The following is a 20,411-nucleotide window of genomic DNA, read 5'->3' as shown; positions in this document are numbered from 1 at the left end:
TTAGCCGGCCTCGGGATTTAATCTTTTTTCACTTTTCTTTTGGATATAGATCAACCGAATGCTTAAAGAAATCGCACCGATTGTCAATCCGGCAATGAGGCCAACCCAATATCCATAAGGTCCAAGATCTGTTAAATTCGCTGTTACATATCCTACAGGTAGACCAATCACCCAGAATGAGGTAATCGCCATTATAAACGTCATATTGACGTCTTTGTAACCCCGCAACGATCCTTGAATTGGTGCTTGGATTGCATCAGATAATTGAAAGAAAGCCGCAAAGATGAAAAACTTGGTTGCAAGGTTAATAATAGCGGTGTCTGTCGTATACATTGATGCGATAGGCTCTCTAAACGTCAATAAAATTATAATTGAAATAATGCTAAAAAGTACAGCTATGCATACACCAAGAAAACTATAGTGCTTTGCATCTTTCGGTTTTTTAGCCCCGATTGACTGTCCAACCAATATGGTAACGCCCATAGAAATGCTGAGGGGAACCATATATAAGAGCGAGGTGAAATTCAATGCGATTTGGTGGGCAGAAATTGTAGCAGTCGTATAACCGCTCATCAAAAGTGTAACAACCGAAAAAATACTAATCTCTACAAATATTGCTAACCCAATCGGAACGCCAATTTTCAAGATTGTCTTCCAACGCTTAAATGAAACGGTTTCCCATTTTGAAAACAGAAAAAAGGACTGGAAAGATTTCCGTTTCCAAGCGATCAGGAATGCGATGCAGAAAACCATCCAGTATGTAATGCCCGAAGCAAAGCCAGCGCCAGCCCCTCCCATTTCAGGGAAACCGAAATTTCCATAAATCAATAAGTAATTGAGAATGACGTTAATCGGAGCAGATAAAAGGATGATGAACATTGACACGCGAGTTGCCCCAAGTGCATCGAAAAACGATCGAAGCACTGTGTAGGCGAACAGGGGAAGCAAGCCGATGCTCATTCCTTTCAAGTAATCAGCTGCTACAATCCTAACTGCACCTTCCAATGGCATATGATTAAGGGACGGGATTACTACAAACATCATTATGAAGAAAACGATCACTGCAAGTACTACAGATAAATAAATCCCTTGTTGAACAGAGGGGCGGGCCTCGTCCTTCTTGCCACCCCCGATATAATGAGCGATTATTGGCGTAAGACCCATAAGAATACCAGCTAATCCGGTATAGACGGGTGTCCAGAAGGAGGAACCGATTGTGACGCCTGCCAAATCATCTGTATTGTACCTGCCTGTCATGAGAATATCAAAAAAAGTCATTAAATAGAGTGCAATCTGTGTGATAAGTATAGGAATTACAATTTTAAAAAGCATATTTGTTTTCTGTTTCAATGGTGTAACAACTTCCATACCAATTCTCCTTCCATGACAGGAACTCGCGATAAAATCGAGCTCCATACGGCTTCAAGCAAAATTTGAAGTTTATGCAAATCAAACAACATTGTACCATGATTTCTTTGCTATAATGGCAAAGTAGTAATTGAGAAAAAAAGTAAAAAAAAGATGGATGAGGTGAATGGCCAGATGAAACGGCCAGTAATTGTATTGACGGGCGGCGGAACTGCGGGGCATGTCTCCGTAAACGAAGCACTAATACCGGTTTTTAACGAAAAAGGATATGAAATCCATTATATTGGTTCCCACGATGGAATCGAAAAGGAATTGATAAATGATGGTCACACGGACGTAACCTACCATGCGATTCAAAGTGGAAAGTTAAGGCGTTATTTTTCCATGAAGAATTTTTCGGATCCATTCCGAGTCGGTGCAGGCGTTTTACAAGCGTATTCCATCTTAAGAAAACTTAAGCCGGAAATCGTGTTCTCAAAAGGAGGATTTGTTTCTGTACCTGTCGTACTCGCAGCTAAGTTAGCGAAAATCCCAGTTGTTGCCCATGAATCAGATGTTTCACCAGGTCTGGCAAACAAGCTTGCGTTGCCGTTCTCTAATCATATTTTCACGGTTTTTGAACAGACACTTGACTATTTACCAAATGGAAAAGCAACATGTACAGGGGCAATTATTAGACCCGAAATATTTAGTGGAATCCGGAATGATGGCTTACGTATTGCTGGTCTGACCGGGGAAAAACCTGTTTTCATTGTCATGGGGGGCAGCCAAGGTTCTGCTGTACTGAACGATGCTGTTCGAAAAGATTTGAATTCAATCTTGGCAAACTATGAAGTAATTCATCTTTGCGGGAAAGGCAATATAGAAGAGTCGTTGGAGCGTATCCCTGGATATTCGCAATTTGAATATGTAACAGAAGGCTTACCACATTTATTGGCAGCTGCGGATTTTGCAGTTTCAAGGGCAGGTTCGAATGCTATATTTGAATTATTGTCAGTCCACAAGCCTATGCTGCTTATTCCTCTTTCAGCTGCAAAAAGCAGGGGGGACCAACTTCTGAATGCATCACTTTTCAAGTCCCTTGGTATTGCGCAAATAGTGCAGGAGGAGGATTTGGAAAACGTATCGATGATGAATCTTTTTAACCAGTTAGTTGAAGAGAAAATTGAACTAATAGAAAACATGAGAAAAGTCTCAAACACAAAATCTCCTGAAACGATGGTCGATTTGATACTGTCATACAGAAATTAGCTGTAATAGGTTTTGTGTATTAGAAAAATGTCGAGAATTGTCGAATTTATCTAACTTATAGTATATTGTTCTTTAATGCAAAAATGTCAATTTATTAGAACGAAACCCTTTCGGTAATATAATTTGCGTGGTAATATGGATACGGATAAAAAATTAAACACAACAGGCCAATAGGCAAATGTGGAGGTCATTTTACATGTCGAACAATGTAGGTACCCAACGTTCACCTTACTCAGTATTTACCGGTCCGAATCTTGGGTATGTAATGGAAATGTATGAACAGTTCAAAATGTCACCTGAATCTGTAGACCCAGAGCTTGCTGAAATGTTCAGAAGCTATGGAGCACCATCGGTCGATGCAGCAGAACAAACCGTCGCTACTTCAGCTAAACCTGTTAGAGATTTTGGCAAGGTACTTGCTGCTTATACCTTAATCGACGCCATCCGTGCATACGGACATCTTGCTTCAGATATTTATCCGCTAAATGACAGACCAAAAGACTCAACTCGCTTAGAACTTTCCTATTATGGGTTATCCGAAAGCGATTTGATAGCAATGCCAGCTTCTTTGTTCTTAAAAAATCCACCCTCAAATGTGGAAAATGGAATGGATGCTGTTAACTATTTAAAATCTTTGTATACTGGGAAAATCGCTTATGAATTTGCCCATGTTATTGATGAAGAAGAACGTACATGGATTCAAAGCAAGATTGAAAATGGCGAAGTTTCCATTACTCTTTCGAATGAAGACAAAAAAGAAATACTTGAAAGATTGACCAAGATTGAAGGTTTCGAAAAATTCATACACCGCACATTTGTCGGAGCGAAAAGATTTTCTATAGAAGGACTTGACTCTCTTGTTATCCTTCTTGATGAACTGGTTCGTCGCTCTGAATCTGAAAAAATGAAAAAAGTGTTGATTGGCATGGCTCACCGTGGCCGTTTAAATGTATTGACACATATTTTAAATAAACCTTATGAAATGATGTTTGCTGAATTTGCAGGCGTTCCATCTGATCCCTTCATCCCTGAAGATGGTTCACTTGTTACGTCACGTGGGTGGTTTGGCGACGTTAAATACCATATGGGAGCTCTTTACAAAGCACCGTCTGGCACTGAACGTTTCCTTGCTTACAATCCATCCCATTTGGAAGTCGTAAACCCAGTAGTGAACGGGCAGACAAGAGCTGCTCAAGAAACTACTGGCCATGCTGGATTGCCTGAACAGGACATGAAAGCAGCTTATTCCATTATGATTCATGGGGATGCAGCGTTCCCTGGCCAAGGAATTGTGCCGGAAACGTTCAACTATAGCCGTGTTCGTGGATATAAAACGGGTGGGTCCATCCATATTATTGCAAACAACACAATCGGTTTCACAACAGAATATTATGATTCACGTTCCACTCATTACTCATCTGATCCTGCAAAAGGTTTTGAAGTGCCAGTTATGCACGTCAACGCAGATAGTCCAGAAGATGTAATGGCTGTAGCTGCGCTTGCATTTGAATATCGTCAAAAATTTGGGAAAGATATTTTAATAGACCTAATTGGCTATCGTAGATATGGTCATAATGAAATGGATGAGCCATTGGTAACAAACCCATTGATGTACCATCAAATTCATAAACATCCAACTGCAAGGCAGCTTTACGGAGCTGAACTTGTAAATTCCGGCATTCTATCGGATACAGACGTTGAAAAAATGGATGCTGATATATTCGCGATGATGCAATCCGCTTATGACAGAGTAAAAGATCATACTTCTGACGCTGAAAAACTTTCCGATGCAACACCTGACTACGTTATGGCAGGATATCCTGAGAATCTTGAGACAGGTGTAGAACAGGAAAGACTAGAGCGTATGAATGAAGAACTCCTAACTTACCCGGATGGCTTCTCAGTATTCGGTAAATTGGATAGGATTTTGAGACGTCGCGAAGAACCGTTCAAAGGTAAAGGAAAAATTGATTGGGCGCATGCGGAACAATTGGCTTTCGGATCCATCCTTCAAGATGGTAAGCCGATCCGAATCACAGGCCAGGATGTCCAAAGGGGGACATTTGCTCACCGACATCTTGTATTGCATGATGAAAAAACAGGTGAAGAGTTTGTGCCACTTCATCATATCAGTGAATCGAATGCCTCCTTTGTAGCCTATAACAGTCCATTGACTGAATTTGCTGTAGTTGGATATGAGTTCGGTTATAATCTGGAAAAAGATCAAGCATTATCAATCTGGGAGGCACAGTATGGTGACTTTGCAAATATGGCGCAAGTCATGTTTGACCAATTCATCTCTTCCAGCCATTCAAAATGGGGGCAGCAATCAGGAATGGTTATCCTACTGCCACATGCATATGAAGGTCAAGGGCCAGAGCACTCCAGTGCACGCCTTGAAAGGTATTTACAACTTTGCGCTGAAAATAACTGGACGGTTGCCAATATCTCAAGTGCAGCGAACTATTTCCACGTATTACGTAGACAGGCAAAAATGCTTGGCACTGAAGTGGAACGTCCGTTAGTCATCGTATCTCCTAAATCACTGCTTCGTCATCCACTTGTTGGTGCAGTTCCAAGTGATTTGGCAAATGGTCACTTCCAAACCGTTCTTGAGCAATCAGGAACAGGCAAGGAACCTAAAAAGGTCAAGAAAGTTCTATTTGCAAGCGGTAAAGTGGCAATCGATCTTGCTGAAGCAGTTAAAGACGGAGACGGATTTGAACACTTGCACATCGTTCGCGTTGAGCAATTGTATCCATTCCCATCTGAGAAAATTGCCGAAATCGTTGCACGTTTCCCTAACGCGGAAGAACTTGTTTGGGTCCAAGAAGAACCGAAGAACATGGGTTCATGGTCATTTGCTTTACCGTATCTGTTAGAAATCGCTGATGGAAAGAAAGTTTCTTATACCGGTCGAATTCACCGCGCAAGTCCTTCAGAGGGAAGCGGAGATGCTCATAAAGTTGCACAACAACGAATTATTGACGAAGCTTTGAAAAAGTAATAGCTTAATAATTATAGAAATTGATAAGTGTTACAAACCGTCGTGACGGTACAATAGAGGAGGAATTTATTGTGGCTGAGATCAGAGTACCAGAACTTGCAGAATCGATAACAGAAGGAACTATTGCAAAGTGGTTAAAACAAGTAGGTGAAAGTGTTGAAAAAGGCGAATTCATCGTTGAGTTGGAAACAGATAAAGTCAACGTTGAAGTCATTTCCGAAGAGGCTGGGGTAATTCAAGAACTACTTGCTGCTGAAGGCGATACAGTTGAAGTCGGCCAAATTATTGCTGTAGTCGGCGAAGGTTCAGGGGCAGCAGCACCAACTGCTACGGCGGCACCGGAAGCGAAAGTGGAAGAAGCTCCTAAAGCAGAAGCTGCATCAGCTGCTTCAAAAACTACGGAACAAACATCTACTGATCGCACAATCGCAAGCCCGGCAGCTAGGAAATTAGCTCGTGAAAAAGGAATCGACCTTGCTGCGGTTTCTCCGGTTGACCCAATGGGCCGCGTACGTGCACAAGATGTCGCTGCTCACGGTACTGCTTCTACGGCACCAATTGCTGCACAAGCTGCAAAACCGGCAGCATCAGCACCTGTACAAGACGGGCGCGAAACTCGTGAGAAAATGACGCGTCGCCGCCAAACCATTGCAAAACGTTTACTTGAAGTTAGACAATCTACAGCTATGTTGACAACTTTCAATGAAATCGATATGTCTGCAGTAATGGAACTTCGTTCACGCAAAAAAGATGAATTCTATGACAAGAATGATGTACGTCTTGGTTTCATGTCATTCTTCACAAAAGCAGTTGTTGCAGCACTTAAAAAGTATCCATACGTCAACTCAGAAATTGACGGTGATGAAATCATCTTGAAACACTATTATGATGTAGGTATTGCTGTTTCCACTGAAGGTGGTCTAGTTGTTCCAATCGTTCGTGATGCAGACCGCAAGAACTTTGCAGAGATTGAATCTACAATTGGAGAATTGGCAGTAAAAGCAAGAGACAATAAGTTGACGATTGCTGATATGTCGGGTGGATCATTTACAATTACAAACGGCGGCGTTTTCGGGTCCCTATTCTCTACACCAATCCTTAACGGAACTCAGGTTGGTATTCTTGGAATGCATACAATTCAAAAACGCCCAGTTGCTGTCGGTGACAAAGTCGAAATCCGTCCGATGATGTACATCGCATTGTCTTACGACCACCGCGTCATTGATGGAAAAGATTCAGTCGGCTTCTTGAAAATGGTAAAAGAACTAATCGAAAATCCTGAAGATTTACTTCTTGGATCTTAATAGGTTAAAATATAAACAATGGCCCGATTTTATATCGGGCCGTTTTTCGAATTGAAGCAAGGAAGGTGAATTATATGTCTTTTAAAGATTGGACAACCGCTCCAACAATCCGAAAAGTCGTCTGTAAACATGCCAATGCAGAAAAGTATGTTGTCACGAACGTCTTAACTCCTAATAAGGAGTATGACGTTAAAAATGAAACAGAAGAATTCATTTTCATCGTAGATAATACAGGCAAAGTCGGCGGCTATTATAAAACGTATTTCGAATAAAAATTCGCCCGATGCCTTACTCAGGCATCGGGCTTTTTTAATGGAGGATTAACAGCAGTGAACTCAATCATCAATAATGAACAGCAACAGCGACAAACAAGAAGATATGGAGAAAACGAAACTTCCTTAATTCAGGAAGGCGGTTATATTTCACCCATTCCCGATCTATGGGAAGATATATTAATTGGAGTCGTATTGAAAAAACCAATTCTGTTAAAAGGGCCTTCCGGTTCGGGAAAAACAAAACTTGCTCAAAGTATTTCCGAGTTTTTTCATCAACCGATGCATAGTGTGAACTGTTCTGTAGATTTAGATGCAGAGTCCTTGTTGGGCTTTAAAACAATAATCACAAAAGACGGTCAAACATTCATCGAATTCGTAGAAGGCCCGGTTGTCCAGGCAATGAAGAAGGGACATATCCTGTATATCGACGAAATTAATATGGCGAAACCAGAAACGTTACCAATTCTACATAGCGTTTTAGATCATCGGCGTATGTTAACAAATCCATTTACAGGGGAAGTCATACACGCTCACAAACATTTCACCGTTATCGCTGCTATAAACGAAGGCTACGTTGGGACATCACCTATGAACGAAGCATTAAAAAACCGATTCGTTTCATTCGCCATTCCTTATCTTGCAGGTGTTCAACTAAGGGAAATCATTCAAAATCAATTTCCTGAAGCAAGTCCGACTTTGGTTGATACAATGATGAATATTAATGAGGATTTAAAGAAGCAAGTGGTGAATGGTCTCTTATCAGAAGAGGCAGCTTCAGTGAGAAGTTTGTTGGATTGCTTCGCACTTGCCGAGCATATTCCGGTAAGACGCGCAATTCAATATGCAATTGCAGAGAAATTAGATGACAAAATGGAACAAAAGCTGATCATGGAGTTAGTGGATACGTGGGTGAAATGAGGCGAATCCAATGGTTAAGTTAAATCGGTTTATTCAATTCAATGACGAAACGATCGATGCCAACCAACTTTTGCTCTACGAACGATTAGGAAGGGCGCTTGCGGATGCCCCGTATCTTGCATTGACCGAAAGAAAACTGTTTGAGTTACAACCAAAAGAGGGCGGTATATCTTTAAGTGTATTTTGGAGGCACCGATCTGAGGAGATCACCCATGCGGGTAGACTTTCTGATGTTTACTTGATGACTTCTGGTTTTTGGAAGAACTTTTCTGTTAGTGATTGGCTTAAGTTTCGCCAACGGTATGAAAACCACCACTTACGAAAATTTGCAGAAGAATTGTTACTTATGTTTGAAGAGTTCAGACTGATGGATCTTGTGGAAAAGCAACGACCTGGTACAGGAAGGGCATTTTCTGTTAGGCGAAAGTTAATGCTCGAATTCCACCATGACAGGTTTATTTCTAATTTCAAAAAAGGTTTTTATGCAGATGCCTTAATGGATCAGCTATTCATAACGCTACATGATAGCTTGTTTGCACAATCGACTGTGAACTGGGAGTTGCCTATAGAACAGATTCTTCTGATTGCTTCTCATGCAACTGATTCGACATCAACCTCCAAAATGATGGCTGTAGTGGAGCGCATTATCTATATGATTGAAGAGGTAATCGAGCAAGATCTAATCCATCAGTATTATGCAATTGGTGATTCGATTTCAAATGAGACTGCAGTGTTTCATTATCATGATGGAATGGAAGAAGCAGAAAAAGGGGAGGCGGAAGTCAAAGAAACAATTGATGAAGTCTTTCGTACTTGGCATCGCGAAAGTGAAAGTGAGTCAGGCGTCCATCTTGAATATGAACTTGAGCATGGAAGAGCTGGTAGGGGAAACGGGAGTAATGTAACAGAAGGCAATGAAAATGCCGAGGTTCAAGAAATCGGAACTGGACAATCTGAAGGGAATGAAAGTGAGCAGTGGTCTGATGAAGAGCGTGAGCAAAGCGCAAAGAAGATTGGGAAGAAAAAAGCTTGTCAGGAATTTGGGAAAGAGAATGCCAATGTAGTCTTTGAGGAAAAAGTGATTGAAGCGGTAAATGATGAATCCAATAAGGTCAAGTTGTTAAAATGGCGTGAAGAACATAAGCCGTATATTCGTTCATTTGTTGAGGAAATGAAGAAACGAATTGAGCTAAAAGAGGATGCAAGAAGAACCGGATTAGTAAAAGGACGATTATCGCCAAAGCTTACGACTTTACTAGTCGATGAACGGCCGAGACCGTTTTATCGAAAAAACATCCCTTCGGATAAATTAGATGCAGTTTTCGGGTTGATGGTCGATGGGTCAGCTTCGATGATGGATAAGCTTGATGAAACGAAGAAGGCAGTCTTGATGTTCCATGACGTATTAAGGCAACTATCCGTCCCGCATGAAATTTCATCCTATTATGAAGATGCCAACCATGCAACAAAAGAGGTACAACCGAATGTGTTTGGCCTGATGCATACGTTTCCTGAACAACGGCTGGATAGTGGATTATCAATTCTTTCATTTGAAACGAATGAAGATAATCGAGACGGTTTTGCGATAAGATGGATGACGCGAAGACTTTTGAGGAGACCTGAAAAGAATAAGTACTTACTTGTTTTTTCGGATGGCGAGCCTTCCGCATTTGGCTATGACCGTAATGGTATTTTAGATACGAGGGAAGCTGTAATGGAGGCGGAGAAGAAGGGGATATCGGTCATTCATTTATTTTTAGCATCTGAAGAACCGACTGATGACCAACGAGCATTGTTCTCAATGATGTTCGGTAACAAATCCGCTGCGTCACATTCAGTAGAAAATTTTACAGATCAAACCCTTAGGATTCTTAGAAAGCTGTTGTCGATTGCGATTGGGTAATAAAAAATAACAAACCGCCATTGTTGGCGGTTTGTTATTTGTAGTTAAGGTTGGGCTCCGTTATTTTAATAAGGTCGCTGCGGGGATTGTGTTTTTTCGTGTACGGCAAGAAGACGCTGTTTCAATTCTTCCTCCATACGAGCGATTTCAACTTCAGCAGCTTTACGTTTAACACGACCATCTGCTTGAATTTGAAGTGTTTCTTCGATTGTTTGTATCAAATTCTCTTGAGTCTTTTTCAACGTATCGATTTCAATAATTCCACGTTCATTCTCTTTCGCCGTTTCAATTGAATTTACCTTTAGCATCTCTGAATTCTTTAATAGCAGGTCATTGGTTGTCTTTGTCACTAACTTTTGTGACTCAACAGCTTTTCGTTGTCTATTCAATGTTAACGCTATCGCAATTTGGTTTTTCCATAAAGGAATGGAAGTCATAATGGACGATTGGATCTTCTCCGCAAGCGTTTGGTTCGTTTGTTGAATCATTCGAATTTGCGGTGCACTTTGGATCGTAATCTGTCTTGATAGTTGAAGATCATATAAGCGTTTCTCCAGACGGTCAAGGAATTGACCCATATCATTCACTTCTTGGAACGCCATCTGATCATTCGACAGTTCGGCCTTCCTTTGCATTTCCGGAATGATTACATTTGCAATCTCATCACGTTTTAGTTCCGCTGCAGCAATATAGACATTCAACGCTTGAAAATAGGTCTTGTTTTGCTCATACAGGTTATCTAACATCTGCACATCTTCAAGCAATCCGCGTTTGGAATGCTCAAGCTGTACACCGATCCGGTCGATTTGTGTGCTTAGTTTTTGATACTTCGTCATCATCTCTTGGATAGAACGTGTAGCTTTCTTAAATAGGCGGGATAGGCCAGACTTCTTCTTTTCGGCTAAATCTTCAGGATCAATCTCCGAAAGTTTACTCATTAAGTCACTAAGCACATCTCCGACAGGACCGATGTCTTTGCTTTGCACATGGTCTAACATTTTATGAGAAAATCTAGATAATTCATTTTGAGCATTCGCACCATATGTTATGATTGCTTCATAATTTCCAACAGGGATTTGCTCTGCAAGTTGCTTTGCTTTTTCCTGTTCTTCTGGAGTCAAGCGATCCATAAGCTTAACGGCCACCTGACCTTTGCTTTGCTCAGTTTGCATTTCCTTAGGCAATAATGGTTCATTTACGTTAAATGGATTGTCCAAAAGGTCATCCATTGTCTTTACCTCATTATTCGTCACGTTATTCCCTGTCATTATGCATATCTCCTTTCATTTCAAGCATCGGTTTATTCTTTTTCATTGTAACATCTACATAATCCAGCTCGAGTTGAAGCTGTTCAATATCTGTAGCAAGAGCCCCCCTTAAATCCTGTTCCAACTGCCTATTCACATCATTAAGTGTTTCCCTTGTATGTTGAAGGGCAACCCTGATTTCTTGATCTTTCAATGGTTGATTTACAAGGATTGCATATTTGGACGTCAATTCGACTGCCGAATCGAGATGTGAATAGAAAAACTTTTCTACATGGTAGAATTTCTTCGGGTTTTTGCGTACTATAGCTAAAATCCTCTTCGCAAGATTATTTATCTCGTAAACCTGCTTAAAAGCTTGGACAGAACGGACCTGACCATAAAGTCCATTCAGCTTATTAATTTTAACCTTCGCTTCATTCAATTGAGTTTTGATATGCTTATATTCGGATCTTGACATTCCAAGTTCTTTTACATTCGAGGTAAGCTGTATTTGTTTAATCGTAAAATTACCGCCTAGGTAAATTGCAATCATCAGGCCTGTTGCAGCGAGAGGATTCATGCCTACTGCCAAGGTCATTGTCAACCAAGAACCGAAACTAATCGGTGCTGTTATTAGGTGTCTTTGGAAAAACTGTTTGACTTCTTTCAATATCTCCAGGCCTCCTTGCTTTTCTCATCATATACTTTATACGTTTATCTTCGTTATAAGTTTCATGTCATTAGTGCAATTATACCTGATTTGCCGTTGAATTACAGTGTTATAAATGCCAAATCCAATTACTTGGATAGTTTCTTCAGATTTGATAAAATAAACCCACACTCACGGTCGGAATAATGGGGGGAAGTAAAAATGGTCTTTGAAATAATATACCTGAAAGCGGATTACGAGCCGTGGTGGATGTTTGAGGACTGGGAGAGTATGATTCAGTCTCGAAAAACATTTGAGACGGCACAAGACGCAATTGTGTACTTGGATGAATTAAAAAATGAATTTGAAGCAAAATATAAATACAAGGAAGAACGGAAAAGTTGTTTCTTTGCATATTGGTCCGAAGCTGAACGTATTTTCTGTGAGGGTTGCGATGAAGATCTTCAAATCTTTCATGGGATTATTTCTTTGGTCGACGGTAAGCCGTTTCCACTTGCACCAATAAATAATTCGAATATTTGATATTGTTATATTGACAAATAAAATGGGTATGGTATAGTATCAGTAACTAAAAAGGCTTTACCGAAACAAACGTATTCACGTATTACAAAAGGTGATCGGCGTTGTCGGTGCTTTTTGTAATATGTGAATTTTTTCATGTATTAGTAAGTAAATTATTTGGAGGTAGTCACACATGAAACAAGGTACTGTAAAGTGGTTCAACTCTGAAAAAGGCTTCGGATTTATCGAAGTTGAAGGGGAAGACGATGTATTCGTACACTTCTCTGCTATTCAGGGAGACGGATTTAAAACTTTGGATGAAGGTCAACAAGTTGAATTCGAAGTTGTAGAAGGCAATCGTGGTCTTCAAGCTGCTAACGTAGTGAAACTATAATTCGTCACATAAAAGAGGCCCTTCACGGGAGCCTCTTTTTTTATGGTTTTGAAACTGATTCCAATGTTGAAGAGACGATGAATTTCTGGTTATTTTCGGCTTCCATGATGGATTCACGTTTAACCTCACCATAGCCTTCAACAAAGTATTTTCGGTTTACTGCATTATTTTCTTCCGATTCAATCACAAAAGCATTATCAAATGTTTGGTAGGGGGTTTCAACAGTTACATCAGTTTCAGTTATTTTCCACTTCCCAAAAGTGGTACCTACTTTAAATGGTTTTTTCAAATAAACCCCTTCAGGTTTCATTGCCTCAATTTCCTCAAGAGAGGGGAAGTCTGCATTCATATCTACTGCGGTGTGGTTAATGGTTGTTATTTGATCTTTCTCAATCTTATATATATACCTTATTATTGCCCCTCCATTATTCACATGAACTCCGACGATATTCTCATACGGCATTGCAAACGTCATATCGAATTCCGCAAATTCATTTCCTTCACCATGGAAATGAGCTTTTGAACCTTCCGGTAAGAAGTAATTCTTCAATGATTCATCGACAGTTTCTTTCACTTGGTTTTTGCCATTCTCCGTAACTTGGTCCGAATCATTTGACTCCCCGCTATTTCCGGAATTATTTAATGTGGTTGTTTTGTTTGAGCATCCCATGACTAAAAGGGTGGTTAACAACAGTGCAATTGTTAGACGATATATCCTCATGAAAAAACACTCTCCTTTTGAAATAATATACCCGTAATAAAAATGATTATCCTTTCAGGAACAATCCAGCTACAGGCGGCAGCCTCTCGGGTCGCTTCAGTCTTGAAAGAAAAGGCAAAAACCGCCTTTTTTTCAAGACCTCCACCGCCTGTCGAGGCTATGCGCCGCCTTCCGCTTTATAATTAAAAGAACCGCTTTTCCCATAATGAGAAAAGCGGTTGTCGATGTTTAATTGGATACTGTTTGTTGTTCTTTCCATTCCAGGTATTCATCATATTGCATCATTTTATCGAAAATTGTTCCGTCTTCACGGATTTCAATGATTCTGTTCGCAACAGTTTGAATGAATTGCTGGTCATGTGAAGTAAATAGCATTGCACCTTTAAATGCGATTAAACCATTATTAAGCGCTTGAATAGATTCCAAATCCAAGTGGTTCATCGGTTCATCCAATAATAGAACGTTTGCATTTGTTAACATCATCTTAGAAAGCATGCATCGAACTTTTTCTCCACCGGAAAGGACAGATGGTTTCTTTTTCACTTCTTCACCTGAGAAGAGCATTCGACCAAGGAAACCGCGTAAAAATGTTTCGGTCTGATCTTCCGGAGAATATTGACGAAGCCACTCGACTAATGATGCTTCGTTGCCTTCAAAATATTCACTGTTATCAAGAGGGAAGTACGCACGGGATGTTGTAATACCCCATTTGAATGACCCCTCATCGGGTTCAGATTCTCCAGCAAGGATTTCAAGGAGAGCTGTTTTTGCTAAAGGATTTCCAAGAAGAATTATTTTATCTTCTTTATTCATCGTAAATGTAGCATCTTTGAACAACACTTTGCCTTCCTGTGATTTTGAAAGTCCTTGGACAGATAATACATCATTCCCGATTTCACGTCCGATTTGGAAGTTGACAAATGGGTATCGACGGGAAGATGGACGAATATCATCTAATTCGATTTTCTCAAGGGCTTTTTTCCTTGAAGTCGCTTGTTTGGATTTTGAGGCATTTGCACTGAAACGCGCAACGAACGCTTGAAGTTCTTTGATTTTCTCTTCTTTTTTCTTGTTTTGATCCTGTGCCATTCTTAAAGCCAGTTGGCTGGATTCATACCAGAAATCATAGTTTCCTGGGTAAAGTTGAATTTTCGAGAAGTCAAGATCTGCAATTTGTGTACATACTTTATTCAAGAAGTGACGGTCATGGGAAACTACGATAACAGTATTATCGAAGTTGATAAGAAACTCTTCAAGCCATTGGATCGCTTTTAAGTCCAAGTGGTTCGTAGGCTCATCAAGTAGTAAGACGTCAGGTTTTCCGAATAGCGCTTGCGCAAGCAGTACCTTTACTTTATCTGAACCTGTCAGCTCAGCCATTTTCACATGGTGAAGGGATTCAGGTATACCAAGCCCTTGTAGCAAAATAGCCGCTTCTGACTCAGCTTCCCATCCATTCAACTCGCCGAATTCACCTTCAAGTTCAGCTGCGCGCATGCCATCTTCATCGGAGAAATCCTCTTTCATGTAGATTGCATTTTTTTCGGTCATGATATCATATAGACGTTTGTGTCCCATGATAACCGTATCGAGCACTTCATTTTCTTCATACTCGAAATGGTTCTGTTTTAGGACGGCCAGACGCTCATCCTTGTTCATGATGACATTACCTGTCTGCGGTTCAAGTTCACCAGACAAAATTTTAAGGAAAGTCGATTTCCCAGCACCGTTTGCACCGATTAAACCATAGCAATGACCGGGGTTAAACTGTATATTTACATCTTCAAACAGTTTACGGTCACCGAATTGAAGACTTACATTACTGACTGCTATCATAAAAATCCTCCTAAATTCACAATGCTCCTATTATAACATGAATCCACACATTAATGGTATTGTGTTCAATCCGTTATCCGCACTTTTTTATCAATGAATTTTGATTGTAAAGTTGTCTGATATATAAAACCGGACTCCAATGTGATCCGGTTTTGAATTGGTTCATTTCCAGTTTTCAGTTATGAATTCATCTCGTCCGGATTTTGCACGGTCTTCTTCATAATGAGTCTTTTCTTTTAAATAATAATCCTGATGGTATTCCTCCGCACGGTAGAACGTTTCCGCAGGCCGGATAACTGTTACAATTGGTTTTGAGAATCTTCCACTTTGTTCAAGTTTGACTTTCGAAAGTTCTGCAGCCTCTTTTTGTTCTTCGGTATAGTAGAAAATAGCAGTGGAATACGAATGTCCACGGTCTTGGAATTGACCATCTGCATCAGTCGGATCAATTTGCGGCCAATATAAGTCCAGCAATTCGTTATACGTGAAAAGGGAAGGGTCGTATGTAATTTCCACAACTTCCAAATGTCCTGAATCTCCACGCTTAACATCTTCGTATGTAGGATTCCCTACATGGCCGCCCATATATCCTGATACAACATCATGGATGCCTTCCCAATCCTTAAACGGCTTCACCATGCACCAGAAACAACCTCCAGCAAAAGTGGCCTTCTCTAATTTTTTCTCTGTCATCATGCACAACCCCTTTCGAGGAAAATTGTATCATAGTCTCTTATGGTTTTGTTTATATAAAACAAAAGAAAGATTGTGCTTCTGTTTGCAAGCAAACAGAAGCACAATCTTTCCGCAAGGTGCCAATGAGTGGTTGTGTGTTTTAGGAATTCATTAGCATATAAAGCTAGCACCAATAATGATTAACAGGATGAAAAGCACTACAATTAAAGCAAAGGAGGAATTATGTCCTCTCCCGAATTCACGACCCATTTATACCACCACCTTCAACACAGCTTATGCAAATCATTGACTGACGATTGGGGAATCTGCCGCTATAAACTGAAATTAACATGTTATACTTATCAGTAAAGCGGAACCCGTGTTAGAGACAAGTCGTCCCTATAAGTGACTTTATTATTTGGAGGAATCGGATTTGAAAGAAGACCAATACGAGGGGCCAGTTCCTAGACGTAGAAGAAGGAAATTGAGGATCGGCAGATTATTCATGACATTTTTGTTCATTGCGTTCATTGTTGTCGGCCTTTTTTCATACTTTCAATATAAAGAGGGAAAGAAATTGGCAAAAGGCAATGAAATCGATCCGGGTCCTTTTACTGGAGATGTTGTTGATCCGAAAAAACCATCCGTTGAAAATTATCTATTATTAGGAATTGATAATGATGGAAGTGGCAAATCAAGAACAGACACGATGATGGTATTGTCTTGGGATAAACAGACAGGATCCATCCGACTCGTTTCATTCATGCGCGATATCTATGCAGATATACCGGGTTACAGGTCATACAAGCTTAATACAGCATATTATTTAAATGGAGTTCAATCCACAAAGGATACGATAACAGGAATGTTCGGAATTCCTATCCATCATTATGCAATCGTAGACTTCGACAATTTTGAATCCATTGTCGATATCGCTTTTCCAAATGGCATTGAGATTGATGTGCAAAAAGAAATGCATGAAAAAATCGGTGTAACATTAATGCCTGGTAAGCAGAAGTTGAATGGCAAAGAGCTACTTGGTTACGCAAGGTTTCGTGCAGATGCGGAAGGGGATTTTGGAAGGGTTGCTAGACAACAGGAAGTTATTTCAGCTGTAAAAGAAGAGGCGCTCCGTCCGGGAATGATTCGCCATGTCCCTAAATTATCCGGTGCGATATCCGGATTTATCCAAACCGATTTGACTGCAAAAGATGAGATTTCAAAAGCACTCAGTCTTCTTATGAAAGGAAAAGTTGACTTAAAAACAATGACAATACCTGTGGAAGGTACGTATCGTTTTACATCCTATTCACATGCCGGGTCTGTCATTGAGGTTGATGTAGAAAAGAATAAAGAGGCACTATCAGCATTTTTGAATATGAAAATTGATTAAGGGAAGAGGGGAGTCTGTGAATAATAAGCCAAAAACAGCGGGACAAACGTTAAATGAAACTACAAGTACGCCATGGATAATTCGGTTCTTAGGTGGGGAGGCGACAATGTTCATACTCCTTTCACTTCTTTTAATCGGGCTTATCATATTAGTGTTCAGTAAAGTTGCTTTTATTTTTTATCCAATAAAAGTGTTTTTTTCCACTGTCGTGTTGCCGATCATTCTTGCGACAATCGCATACTATTTGTTAAGACCAATCTTGCGCTTTTTAGAGCGATTGAAAATACCAAGAGTATGGGGGATTTTCATAATTTTTATTGGCCTGATCGGTTTACTAACATTATTAGTCTTTCTTGTTTTTCCTTTCCTTAGAATGCAGTTTACCAACTTGATCGAAGAGTTTCCTACATATTTTAAACAAATGCTTATTAACATCGACTCCTTTCTACGGGCGTCAATTTTTTCATCCTTTTATAATGAAATGGATATAAATATTAATAAGTTATTGGATAATGGATTAGGGACTATCGGTCAATTTTTTGCTGATACAGTTGGTGGTATTGCATCCGGCGTTACTTCATTCATTTCAGCGTTGACAGGTTTTGTTTTGGCAATTATTACAGTACCGTTCATTCTCTTTTACTTATTAAAAGATGGTGAAAAATTGCCTATCATGATTAAGAAGATGCTGCCTCCGCGTCTTCGGGATGACGCTGAAGATATTATGAGGGATGCAGACCATCAGATAAGTGCATATATTCAAGGGCAAATACTCGTTGCCATCTGTATCGGGATCATGGTTTCGATCGGGTTTCTCATCATTGGCATGAAATATGCATTATTATTAGGTGCACTTGCAATGTTTACGAGCGTTGTACCATATTTGGGACCTATAATCGCAATTACTCCTGCGGTTATCATAGCGATTGTCGCATCGCCATTAATGTTAGTGAAATTGGCTGCCGTTTGGACAATCGTTCAATTCGTGGAAGGGAAATTCATATCACCGCAAATCATGGGGAAATCATTGCATGTCCATCCCATTACGATTATTTTTGTATTATTGACTGCGGGATCACTATTTGGAGTAGCCGGAGTAGTACTTGGGATACCGGGATACGCCTTATTAAAAGTGGTATTTACACATATGTTTGATTTGTTGAAACTGAGATACGACAAGCATGAGCCGGATCCGACAATGCACTATGTGTACTCTGAAGAAAAATAATTAGGTTTCGTATAACTTTATTATGTAAAGTTGTTTATCGTGAAAATCATAAAACCGACTGCCGTTGACAGATGAATCCGTCACACGGCAGTCGGTTTTTTTGGCTAAAAGAAATGTGAAAGTAATGATTTATAGTCATCGGGCGTATCAACGTCGAATAAAAGTCTGTGATCCTCACATGGCACCCGTTTTCCATGATCAATTAATGAACCACGTAAAACTTCTCTTGCCCCTTTGTCTCCGCGTAAATTTAGTAAGGTGGGGAAGAGGGAAGACGAGAAGAGGACGGGTGGTTTTATCATCCCATCTTGTGTTGTGGCTACATACTTGCTTTCCGGATTCGTATTATAACAGGAAATCATTTCATCAATCATCATTTTTGTAATAAACGGTTGATCTGCCAATAAGACAACTGCGGCTTTCGCTCCGATTGCGATCGCATGACGAATCCCGCATTGTAAAGATAAAGATTGTCCAACAATTGAGTCCGGACAAGGAAGTATTGTACATTTTTCATGAAATCTCATTCGGCTTGGCATCCACGAAAGATCATCATCAGCGTTTGTCACGATGCAGATACGATCGAGTGAGGAGTCGATCGCCGTATCAAGCGCCAAACTTCCAAGTGTCATCTTCCCGACTTGAAGGGCCAATTTGTTCTGCCCCATACGGCGGCTTAAACCTGCAGCTAAATAGATGCCAATGATGGCCATATGGCGGCTCTCCTTCTGACGGAAATCATTTGCGCGATGATGCTGACCGCGATTTCCTGCGGCCCTTCAGCTCCAATTGAGAGTCCGATTGGGGAATTCAGCCAACCGGGAATTTCACCACCGACTAATCGTGTCGTCCTTTTTCTTGAACCCAATAATCCTATATATAATAGTTGCTCGTCTTGAAGTCTTTGCAAGATATGCTTATCGACTTGGAAATCATGAGTCATGATCACCACTGAATCAAGTGGATGAAAGGTGATATTCTTAACTAACTCCTCAATTTTTCCTGTTCGTAAAGAGGCGGCTGCTGGGAAGTGGCTATCTGAACATAGGGACTGTCTCCAGTCGCAAACATGAACGCTATAACCGACCGTCGCAGCCAGAGCTGCAAACGGCCTTGCATCAGCCCCGGCACCGAATAAGTAGAGTGAGGGTTTGGGCCAAATTACTTGATAATAACAAGCTACGTCTTCAATCCATCTCCGGCCCGCCACTTGCTGGAAGGCATGTAAATCTTCACAAACCTTATGAGTGGGCAAGGTTCCGATTGTGTTGGTTTCACTACTAAAAAGGTAGTTGTAATCGCCCTCCAATTCTTGCAAAAAGGTTACACACCGCTTTTGTTGTAACTGTTCATGAAGAAAAAGAAGACAGTTTTTGAATTTATGATCTACATCCCTTAACAAAACTGTTACAACCCCATTGCATCCGGCGCCACGCCCCCATCCCAAATCATCTTCGGAACTTAAGTCAAATTCGCAAACTTCCACTTTCTTAGTATGAAAAAGGTCACTTGCCCTATTGTGAAGGTCACTTTCAAGGCAACCCCCACTAAGTATACCAATCTTTGACCCGCTCTCCGTAAAGAACATCCAGGCTCCCTCCTTACGGTACGCCGACCCATCTACATGAACAATCTGAGCGAGTACAACAGCCTGATCGGTTTTGTTGATTGTTTCGATCATTTGCGGAATAAATCCCATTCCTCTTCACCTCAACTAAGT

General features: G+C 40.4%; 19 protein-coding genes. 10 read left to right on the top strand and 9 right to left on the bottom strand.

Annotated elements, in window-relative coordinates:
- Nucleotides 1-1,368 (bottom strand): MATE family efflux transporter, encoded by a 1,368-nt coding sequence (locus tag P5G49_RS09045; RefSeq protein WP_301243221.1) that lies wholly within the window; start codon nucleotides 1,366-1,368, stop codon nucleotides 1-3.
- A 174-nt stretch (nucleotides 1,369-1,542) separates the two neighbouring features.
- Here P5G49_RS09045 and P5G49_RS09040 point away from each other — a divergent pair, with 174 nt between their 5' ends.
- From P5G49_RS09040 to P5G49_RS09015, 6 genes are all read left to right on the top strand, one after another.
- On the top strand, nucleotides 1,543-2,619 hold the full coding sequence (locus P5G49_RS09040; RefSeq protein ID WP_301243220.1) for an undecaprenyldiphospho-muramoylpentapeptide beta-N-acetylglucosaminyltransferase: 1,077 nt from the start codon (nucleotides 1,543-1,545) through the stop codon (nucleotides 2,617-2,619).
- A 196-nt stretch (nucleotides 2,620-2,815) separates the two neighbouring features.
- Nucleotides 2,816-5,626, top strand: a complete 2,811-nt coding sequence (locus P5G49_RS09035) for a 2-oxoglutarate dehydrogenase E1 component (RefSeq protein WP_301243218.1) — start codon at nucleotides 2,816-2,818, stop codon at nucleotides 5,624-5,626.
- Between the two features lie 71 nt (nucleotides 5,627-5,697).
- Entirely contained in the window at nucleotides 5,698-6,930 is a 1,233-nt protein-coding gene (gene odhB / locus P5G49_RS09030; RefSeq protein ID WP_301243216.1) for a 2-oxoglutarate dehydrogenase complex dihydrolipoyllysine-residue succinyltransferase, read from the top strand.
- A gap of 74 nt (nucleotides 6,931-7,004) precedes the next feature.
- Nucleotides 7,005-7,202 carry a DUF6501 family protein gene (locus P5G49_RS09025; RefSeq protein WP_301243214.1) on the top strand — a complete coding sequence of 66 codons (198 nt, stop codon included), beginning with the start codon at nucleotides 7,005-7,007 and terminating at the stop codon, nucleotides 7,200-7,202.
- A gap of 57 nt (nucleotides 7,203-7,259) precedes the next feature.
- Nucleotides 7,260-8,123 carry an AAA family ATPase gene (locus P5G49_RS09020; RefSeq protein WP_301243212.1) on the top strand — a complete coding sequence of 288 codons (864 nt, stop codon included), beginning with the start codon at nucleotides 7,260-7,262 and terminating at the stop codon, nucleotides 8,121-8,123.
- Nucleotides 8,124-8,133: 10 nt separating this feature from the next.
- Nucleotides 8,134-10,026, top strand: a complete 1,893-nt coding sequence (locus tag P5G49_RS09015) for a vWA domain-containing protein (protein ID WP_301243210.1) — start codon at nucleotides 8,134-8,136, stop codon at nucleotides 10,024-10,026.
- Nucleotides 10,027-10,091: 65 nt separating this feature from the next.
- Here the strand turns inward: P5G49_RS09015 and P5G49_RS09010 are convergent, their stop codons facing one another.
- On the bottom strand, nucleotides 10,092-11,294 hold the full coding sequence (locus P5G49_RS09010) for a toxic anion resistance protein (RefSeq protein ID WP_301243208.1): 1,203 nt from the start codon (nucleotides 11,292-11,294) through the stop codon (nucleotides 10,092-10,094).
- Nucleotides 11,281-11,943 (bottom strand): 5-bromo-4-chloroindolyl phosphate hydrolysis family protein, encoded by a 663-nt coding sequence (locus tag P5G49_RS09005; RefSeq protein ID WP_301243206.1) that lies wholly within the window; start codon nucleotides 11,941-11,943, stop codon nucleotides 11,281-11,283. The genes P5G49_RS09010 and P5G49_RS09005 overlap by 14 nt, the downstream gene beginning before the upstream one ends.
- A 201-nt stretch (nucleotides 11,944-12,144) precedes the next feature.
- Between P5G49_RS09005 and P5G49_RS09000 the strand changes: the two genes are divergently transcribed.
- Together P5G49_RS09000 and P5G49_RS08995 are read left to right on the top strand one after the other, a co-directional pair.
- Entirely contained in the window at nucleotides 12,145-12,465 is a 321-nt protein-coding gene (locus P5G49_RS09000) for a DUF1033 family protein (protein WP_301243205.1), read from the top strand.
- Nucleotides 12,466-12,637: 172 nt separating this feature from the next.
- Nucleotides 12,638-12,838 carry a cold-shock protein gene (locus tag P5G49_RS08995; RefSeq protein ID WP_060210432.1) on the top strand — a complete coding sequence of 67 codons (201 nt, stop codon included), beginning with the start codon at nucleotides 12,638-12,640 and terminating at the stop codon, nucleotides 12,836-12,838.
- Between the two features lie 40 nt (nucleotides 12,839-12,878).
- On the opposite strand, the gene P5G49_RS08990 is transcribed toward P5G49_RS08995, so the two are convergent.
- From P5G49_RS08990 to P5G49_RS08975, 4 genes are all read right to left on the bottom strand, one after another.
- Nucleotides 12,879-13,559 (bottom strand): hypothetical protein, encoded by a 681-nt coding sequence (locus P5G49_RS08990; RefSeq protein ID WP_301243202.1) that lies wholly within the window; start codon nucleotides 13,557-13,559, stop codon nucleotides 12,879-12,881.
- A 228-nt stretch (nucleotides 13,560-13,787) separates the two neighbouring features.
- Nucleotides 13,788-15,395, bottom strand: a complete 1,608-nt coding sequence (locus tag P5G49_RS08985; protein WP_301243201.1) for an ABC-F family ATP-binding cassette domain-containing protein — start codon at nucleotides 15,393-15,395, stop codon at nucleotides 13,788-13,790.
- Nucleotides 15,396-15,557: 162 nt separating this feature from the next.
- Complete coding sequence (msrA, locus tag P5G49_RS08980) at nucleotides 15,558-16,088, bottom strand: peptide-methionine (S)-S-oxide reductase MsrA (RefSeq protein ID WP_301243200.1); 531 nt, start codon at nucleotides 16,086-16,088, stop codon at nucleotides 15,558-15,560.
- A 153-nt stretch (nucleotides 16,089-16,241) separates the two neighbouring features.
- On the bottom strand, nucleotides 16,242-16,340 hold the full coding sequence (locus tag P5G49_RS08975; protein WP_301243198.1) for a YjcZ family sporulation protein: 99 nt from the start codon (nucleotides 16,338-16,340) through the stop codon (nucleotides 16,242-16,244).
- A 163-nt stretch (nucleotides 16,341-16,503) separates the two neighbouring features.
- Here P5G49_RS08975 and P5G49_RS08970 point away from each other — a divergent pair, with 163 nt between their 5' ends.
- Both P5G49_RS08970 and P5G49_RS08965 read left to right on the top strand, forming a co-directional pair.
- On the top strand, nucleotides 16,504-17,463 hold the full coding sequence (locus tag P5G49_RS08970) for an LCP family protein (protein WP_301243196.1): 960 nt from the start codon (nucleotides 16,504-16,506) through the stop codon (nucleotides 17,461-17,463).
- A 76-nt stretch (nucleotides 17,464-17,539) separates the two neighbouring features.
- The gene (locus tag P5G49_RS08965) at nucleotides 17,540-18,691 is read left to right on the top strand and encodes an AI-2E family transporter (RefSeq protein WP_301243525.1); all 1,152 of its coding nucleotides are present in this window, start codon (nucleotides 17,540-17,542) and stop codon (nucleotides 18,689-18,691) included.
- Nucleotides 18,692-18,795: 104 nt separating this feature from the next.
- On the opposite strand, the gene P5G49_RS08960 is transcribed toward P5G49_RS08965, so the two are convergent.
- Entirely contained in the window at nucleotides 18,796-19,404 is a 609-nt protein-coding gene (locus tag P5G49_RS08960; protein ID WP_301243194.1) for a nucleotidyltransferase family protein, read from the bottom strand.
- Complete coding sequence (locus P5G49_RS08955) at nucleotides 19,380-20,390, bottom strand: XdhC family protein (protein WP_301243192.1); 1,011 nt, start codon at nucleotides 20,388-20,390, stop codon at nucleotides 19,380-19,382. The genes P5G49_RS08960 and P5G49_RS08955 overlap by 25 nt, the downstream gene beginning before the upstream one ends.
- Between the last annotated feature and the right edge of the window lie 21 nt (nucleotides 20,391-20,411).

Origin of the sequence: Sporosarcina highlanderae (assembly GCF_030433715.1) — a bacterium.
Lineage (GTDB): Bacteria > Bacillota > Bacilli > Bacillales_A > Planococcaceae > Sporosarcina > Sporosarcina highlanderae.
Note: the sequence above shows the minus strand (reverse complement) of the source record. Positions and strands in the feature narration are given on the sequence as shown.